The 6,811-nt window shown below is 75.7% G+C and carries 7 protein-coding genes; 4 read left to right on the forward strand and 3 right to left on the reverse strand.

Features of this window, described 5'->3' with window-relative positions:
- Positions 1-57: 57 nt before the first annotated feature.
- On the reverse strand, positions 58-1,272 hold the full coding sequence (locus ACZ4V6_RS01790; protein WP_467821779.1) for an ROK family transcriptional regulator: 1,215 nt from the start codon (positions 1,270-1,272) through the stop codon (positions 58-60).
- A gap of 225 nt (positions 1,273-1,497) precedes the next feature.
- Positions 1,498-2,598 carry a mechanosensitive ion channel family protein gene (locus tag ACZ4V6_RS01795; protein WP_467821780.1) on the reverse strand — a complete coding sequence of 367 codons (1,101 nt, stop codon included), beginning with the start codon at positions 2,596-2,598 and terminating at the stop codon, positions 1,498-1,500.
- Positions 2,599-2,929: 331 nt separating this feature from the next.
- Between ACZ4V6_RS01795 and ACZ4V6_RS01800 the strand changes: the two genes are divergently transcribed.
- The 4 genes from ACZ4V6_RS01800 to ACZ4V6_RS01815 all read left to right on the forward strand — a co-directional run bounded on the left by ACZ4V6_RS01800 (position 2,930) and on the right by ACZ4V6_RS01815 (position 6,585).
- Positions 2,930-3,466 carry an HNH endonuclease gene (locus ACZ4V6_RS01800; RefSeq protein ID WP_359397602.1) on the forward strand — a complete coding sequence of 179 codons (537 nt, stop codon included), beginning with the start codon at positions 2,930-2,932 and terminating at the stop codon, positions 3,464-3,466.
- A 355-nt stretch (positions 3,467-3,821) separates the two neighbouring features.
- A complete protein-coding gene (locus ACZ4V6_RS01805; RefSeq protein ID WP_467821781.1) occupies positions 3,822-4,136 on the forward strand; it encodes a hypothetical protein in 315 nt (104 codons plus the stop codon).
- On the forward strand, positions 4,137-6,239 hold the full coding sequence (malQ, locus tag ACZ4V6_RS01810; RefSeq protein ID WP_467821782.1) for a 4-alpha-glucanotransferase: 2,103 nt from the start codon (positions 4,137-4,139) through the stop codon (positions 6,237-6,239). It abuts the gene before it with no gap.
- A 70-nt stretch (positions 6,240-6,309) separates the two neighbouring features.
- Positions 6,310-6,585, forward strand: coding sequence for a hypothetical protein (locus ACZ4V6_RS01815; protein ID WP_467821783.1), 276 nt, complete (start codon positions 6,310-6,312; stop codon positions 6,583-6,585).
- 85 nt (positions 6,586-6,670) lie between these two features.
- Here the strand turns inward: ACZ4V6_RS01815 and ACZ4V6_RS01820 are convergent.
- Positions 6,671-6,811: TetR/AcrR family transcriptional regulator (locus ACZ4V6_RS01820; RefSeq protein ID WP_467822217.1), on the reverse strand; the 141-nt coding region annotated here is incomplete at its 5' end.

Raw genomic sequence — 6,811 nt, forward strand, 5'->3', positions numbered from 1 at the left:
CGGTCGCGGCCTGGACGGGGGTCGGTCGGTGCGGTGCGAGCGCCGACGGGGAGGTGTTCAGCCGGTGGTGTCGAAGACCTCGTCGCGCGTGGTGGCGAGCGCGGTCTCCAGGGCGCCGCGCAGCACGGGCTGCTCGGTCACGGTGCCGAGGACGAGCCGGGGCCCGGCCGCGGCCAGCTCCGCCAGCTCCTCCCGGACCAGGGCGCGCAGCGGCTCACCGCCGGCGGTGAGGACCGTGCCGCCGAGGACCACCAGCTCGGGGTCCAGGACGGAGACGAGGGAGGCCAGACCGGTGGCGAGGCGGGTGGCGTAGGCCCGCAGCAGGCGACGGTGGGGGGCGTCGTCGGGGCGCAGGGCGGCCGCGGCGAGCAGAGCCGCCGCCGACTCGGTGGGCGAACCGGACGGCGGGGGGCCGACGCCCAGCTCACGGGCCAGCCCCGGCACCGCCTGCGCGCCGGCCAGCTCCTGGAAGCCACCGCTGCCCGTCCGGGCGACCCCCCGCACCAGCGGCGCGCCCGGCACCGGCAGGAACCCGACCTCGCCGGCGCCGCCGGTCCAGCCGCGGTGCAGCCGGCCGCCGAGGACCAGGGCGGCGCCGAGCCCCTCCTGGTTCCACAGCAGCACGAAGTCCTCGTGGCCCCGGGCCGCGCCCAGGCGCCGCTCGGCCACGGCGGCGAGGTTCACGTCGTTCTCGTACTCGACCGGCATCGGCAGGGCGGCGGCGAGTTCCTCCAGCAGGCGGGGGGAGTGCCAGCCGGTCAGGTGGACGGCGTAGCGCAGCCGGCCGGTGTTCGGGTCGAAGGCGCCCGGTGTGCCGACGACCAGGCGGCGGACGTCGCCCCGGGCGAGCCCGGCGGCCTTCACCGCGCCGTCGAGCGCGTCGGTGACCTGCCGGACGACGGGGACGCCGGCGCGCCGGCCGGGGGCGGGCAGTTCGTACCGGCCGACCGTGCGGCCGGTGAGGTCGGCGACCGCGGCGAGGACGCGGGCCGGGGTGACGTCGAGTCCGGCGGCGTACCCGGCGGCCGGGTTGACCTCGTAGAGCCGGGCGCCGGGGCCCGGCCGGCCCCGGGTGGTGCCGCCGGCCAGCACGAGCCCCGCGGCCTCCAGGCGGGCCAGCAGCTGGGAGGCGGTCGGCTTGGACAGGCCGGTGAGCTTGCCGAGCCGGGTGCGGGACAGCGGCCCGTGCTCCAGCAGGAGGTCCAGGGCGGCCCGGTCGTTCATGGCGCGCAGCACGCGTGGGGTGCCCGGCGTGCCGGCGGTTCCTGCCATGCGGGGCCGCACCTGCCTCTCGCCGCCCGGTTCTCGAAGGGGAGCCGCACACCGGGTCCGTACGGGACCGCCCCGAGGAACTGTAAGGAAAGTTTCCTGTCGGTCGAGAAACGTAGGCCCGCCCGGGGGAGCCGTCAAGGGAGGGACCGGCGGGGCCGCGCGAGCGGCCGCCCCCGGGTGCGACGCGGGCGTCGCCCCCGGGGGCGGGAGGAAGGGGCCGGGCCGCTACTTGGTGGTGCTCGGCGGGGTGAGCGGAGAGGCGGCCATCGACTGCGGCGACACGGTGCTCGCGTACGCCGACGGCGCCGCGACGCCCGCCGTCGGGTCGGGGACCACGGTCCCGTCCGCCGGGACCGTGGCGCCGCCGACGATCGGGATGTCGGCCGCGTCGAAGGCCCGCTTGATGCGCCAGCGCAGCTCGCGCTCCACGGTGAGGGACTTGCCGGGCATGGTCTTCGCCGAGACGCGCACGACCATGGAGTCCAGCAGGACGCTGTCCAGTCCGAGCACCTCGACCGGCCCCCACAGGAGCTCGTTCCAGGGCTCCTCCTTGCTCATCCGCTCGGCGACGGCGTCGAGGGTCTCCTTCACCTTGTCCAGGTCCTCGCCGGAGCGGACCGTCACGTCCACACCGGCCGTCGACCAGCCCTGGGACAGGTTGCCGATCCGCTTGACCTCGCCGTTGCGGACGTACCAGATCTCGCCGTCGGCGCCGCGCAGCTTGGTCACGCGCAGCCCGACCTCGATGACCTCGCCGGAGGCCACGCCCGCGTCGATGGTGTCGCCGACGCCGTACTGGTCCTCCAGGATCATGAAGACGCCGGAGAGGAAGTCGGTGACCAGGTTGCGGGCGCCGAAGCCGATCGCGACGCCCGCGACACCGGCGGACGCCAGCAGCGGGGCCAGGTTGATCTGGAAGGTGCCGAGGATCATCAGGGCGGCGGTGCCCAGGATGAGGAAGCTGGCCACCGAACGCAGGACCGAGCCGATGGCCTGCGACCGCTGCCGGCGGCGCTCGGCGTTCACCAGGAGCCCGCCCAGCGCGGTGCCGTCCACGGCCCCGGCGGTGCGGTTCATCCGGTCTATCAGCTTGGTGATCGCCCGCCGCACCACCGTGCGCAGCACCGTCGCGATCACCAGGATCAGCACCACGCGCAGCCCGATCGCGAGCCATGTCGACCAGTTCTGCTCGACCCAGCTGGCGGCGTTCGTCGCATGCTCCTGGGCGTCCTGGAGCGTGGGCACCCCCGGGGCCGTCGTGGAGGGCGACGGCGACGGCGACGGGGGCGGACCGGCGGCCGGCAGGACGGCGGCGGGCAGGGACACGGCGGATACCTCCAGGTGCGACGGCCCGTCCGCGGCGCGCGGCCGGGCGACTACGGTCCAAGGGTCTGGTCCAAGGTCACGGGAAGGTCACCGGACGGGCAGGAGAACCACACTAACGGGGCACCATCGGGGGACCGGCGTGAAGTGCGCAGGAGAGACGGTGCTCACCCGCGCTTGAACTGGTCAGGCTCCGGGGGATGCATCGGGTGTGGTCGAAAACACTCCCAGCCCGTTACCGGGACATGGTGGCGCGTCCACCAGGCATGAGGGGAGACTGACTACGGATCGTCCCGGCGCGAGCCACGCGCCGCCGGCGTACAAGGAGGCATCCGTGCCGCATGTCCTGGTCCTCAACGCGTCGTACGAGCCGCTCGGCGTCGTACCGCTCCGCCGCGCGCTCGTCCTCGTCCTCGAGAACAAGGCCGTGTGCCTCGAGGAGTCCGGCGCCTTCCTGCACAGCGCGACCGTCACCGTCCCCGCACCCAGCGTGGTGCGGCTCAAGCGATTCGTGCGGGTCCCCTACCGGGGGCCCGTTCCTCTCACCAGGCGGGCGCTCTTCGCGCGCGACGGAGGCCGGTGCATGTACTGCGGCGGGGTCGCCACCAGCGTCGACCACGTCGTCCCGCGCAGCCGCGGGGGACAGCACGTGTGGGACAACGTGGTGGCGTCCTGCCGCCGCTGCAACCACGTCAAGGCGGACCGGCACCTCGGCGAGATCGGCTGGCGCCTGCGCCACAAACCGGCCCCGCCCACCGGCCTGGCCTGGCGCATCATCGGCACGGGCCACCGGGACCCGCGCTGGCTGCCCTACCTGCAGCCGTACGGCGCGGACGACGCGCTGGCCCGGATCGACGGCATCTCCGCCTGACGGTCCGGGCCGTACCGCGCCCGCGCCGAGCGCGACGACGAGGGGAAGACGGTCGGCGGGGCCTGCCGGGCGCAGCAGGAGCGGTACCGAGGAGGCGGTCGCCGCCGAGCCCGGCAGGCGGGCGAGCCCGGTCTCCGGCGCCGCGGCCCGCCGCACCTGCCAGGGCGCCGGAGGAAGCGGGACGTGCCCGGACGAGTGACGGCCCCCGTGGGCCTTTCGCCCGGATCCAGGGCGTTTTCCCGGGGCAGAATGTGGTCAGGGTCACGTTGTCCGCCCGGGGGCGTCTGTCCGCGCGCCGACTGGGTAGGGCTGCCGTAACCCGTCAGAACCGTCCTCGACGCACAAGGAGACCTCCGTGGCCGCATCGGCACCCCTGCTGCTCCCGGACCCTTCCAAACCCGTGGCGGAGCCGTCCACGCCCTGGGCGGAACCCTCCGCCGGCTCCGGCGCCCCCCACTACTGCGTCTTCGGCGCCTCCGGCGGCTGCGCCGAGGCGCCGCTCACCAGCGAACCGCCGCTGCCCGACGCCGAGCCCCTCACCAGCGAGTCGCCGTTCACCGACGCCGTGCCGCTGACCAGCGAGTCCTCCCCCGAGCTCACGGCGGACGTGCCGGAGCAGGGCGGCCCCTCCTTCGCCGTCCCGGAACCCACGCGGTCCCAGAGGTCGTAGATGACAGCCGCCCGGCCGGCCGAGCCCCCCGTCGAAGACCTTCCCGAGGATCTGGTCCGGCTCGCCGCCCTGCACGGCGTCGCCACCTCCTACAGCCCGTCCCCCGACCGCACCGTCGCCGCCTCGGCCACCGCCGTCACCCTCGCGCTGGCCGCCCTCGGCGTCGACGCGAGCGGTCCCGCGGCGGTGCGCGCCGCCCTCGCCGCCCGCGAGGACGAACTGCGCGCGCGCCTGCTGCCGCCGACCGTGGTCGCCCGCACCGGCGGCGGCACACCGGCGGCCCTGGCCGCGCTGCCCGAGGGCACCGTCCTGCGCGTCGAGACCGAGCAGGGCGAGATCCGCGCCGACACCGGCCGGCTCCCCGCCGGCTACCACCGCCTGACCGCCACCGCGCCCGACGGCCGGACCGCCACCGCCCACCTGATCGTCGCCCCGGACCGGCTGCCCGCCCCGCCCGGACGCTCCTACGGGCTCCTCGTCCAGCTCTACTCCCTCCTGTCCCGCCGCTCCTGGGGCATGGGCGACCTCGGCGACCTCGACGAGCTGACCGCCTGGGCCGGCCGCGCCCTCGGCGCCGGATTCGTGCAGGTCAACCCGTTGCACGCGGCCGTGCCCGGCGCTCCCACCGACCCTTCTCCCTACCGGCCCTCCTCCCGGCGCTTCCCCGACCCCGTCCACCTGCGGATCGAGGCCGTGCCCGAGTTCGCGCACGTCCCCGGCCCCGAGCGCGTGCGCGCCCTGCGGGAACGGGCCGGGCGGCTGCGGGAGGACGTACTGGACAAGGGCGCCCTCATCGACCGGGACGCCGTGTGGGAGCTCAAGCGCGAGGCCCTGGAACTGCTCCGCGAGGTCCCCCTCGGACCCGGCCGCCGCGCCGCCTACTGCGACTACCTCGCCGAACAGGGCACGGCCCTGGAGGACCACGCCACCTGGTGCGCGCTCGCCGAGGTGCACGGCTCCGACTGGCGGCGCTGGCCCGGGGGGCTGCGCGACCCGCGCTCGGCCGACACCGCCCGCGCCCGGCGCGAGCTGATGGACCGCGTCGACTTCCACTCGCGCCTGGCCTGGCTCACCGACACCCAGCTCACCGCCGCCCAGCGCACCGCCCGCGAGGCGGGGATGCCGGTCGGGATCGTGCACGACCTCGCGGTGGGCGTGCACCCGCAGGGCGCCGACGCGTGGGCCCAGCAGGAGTACTTCGCCGCCGGCATGTCGGTCGGCGCGCCGCCCGACGCCTTCAACGCCCGCGGCCAGGACTGGGGCCTGCCGCCGTGGCGCCCCGACCGCCTGGCCGGCTCCGGCTACGCGCCCTTCCGGCACCTGCTGCGCGGCCTGTTCCGGTACGCGGGCGCCCTGCGCATCGACCACGTCATGGGCCTGTTCCGGCTCTGGTGGGTCCCCGAGGGCCACCCGCCCACCGAGGGCACCTACGTCCGTCACGACGCCGAGGCCATGCTCGCCGTCCTCGTCCTGGAGGCCACCCGGGCCGGCGCCGTCGTCATCGGCGAGGACCTCGGCACCGTGGAGCCGGGCGTGCGCGAGACCCTGCGCGAACGCGGGGTGCTCGGCACGTCGGTGCTCTGGTTCGAACGGGACTGGGCGGGCGACGGCCGGCCCCTGCCCCCCGAGCGGTGGCGCGCCGACTGCCTGGCCACCGCCACCACCCACGACCTGCCGTCCACCGCCGCCCGGCTCACCGGCGAGCACGTCGAACTCCGCGACCGCCTCGGCCTGCTCGCCCGCCCGCTGGAGCAGGAACGGGCCGAGGCGGCGACGGACGCCGCGGAGTGGCTCGATCTGCTCGCCCGCCTCGGCCTGCTGCACGGCACCGGCGGCAGCGCCGACACCTCCTCCGAGGAGGCCGGGATCCAGGCCGTCCACCGCTTCCTGCTGCGCACCCCCGCCCGCATGGTCGGCCTCTGGCTCCCCGACGCCGTCGGCGACCGCCGCCCGCAGAACCTCCCCGGCACCTGGGACCAGTACCCCAACTGGCGGCTGCCCGTCGCGGACGCCCGGGGCCGCCCGGTGACCCTGGAGGAACTGGCCGCCTCCCCGCGCCTGCACGCCCTGATCGAGGTGATGCGGGACCGCCCCGCACGCTGAGGGGGACCGCCCGGGCCCCGTACGGCACCCCGGGCGCGCGCCCCGTTCGGCCGTTCGCTAACTTTGCACCGTGGACAAGAAGAACGCCCTGCGCGCCGGCGCCCTGGCAGCCGGTACGACGCTGATGATGCTGCTCATGTCGTCCCCCGCGCTCGCGCTGACCCGCGACGACGGCGACGACCCCGGCACGGGCCTGAGCGTCATCGAGACGCTGGGCCTCTACGTCCTGCTCCCGATCGGCCTGTTCGTGGTCATCGCGGGTCTGGTCATGGTTCTGGACAGGTCCCAGGAGAAGCACCGCGTGACCAGCCGCAACGTGAAGACCAAGGCCGACGCGAAGGCCTGACGGCCCACCACTGCTCCACCGAGGGCGCCTGCCCGGTCCGCGTACGCACCAGCCGTACGCGGACCGGGCAGGCGCCCTCGCCGTTTCACGGGCTGGGTGCCGTCAGATAGCGCTGGAGCGTGGGCGCCAGCCAGGCCACGACCTCCTCGCGGCGGAGCGTCACGGTCGGCGGGAACCGCAGCACGTACCGGGTGAGCGCCAGGCCGAGCACCTGCGACGCGACGAG

The sequence above is a fragment of the Streptomyces sp. NPDC029152 genome (genome assembly GCF_055564355.1).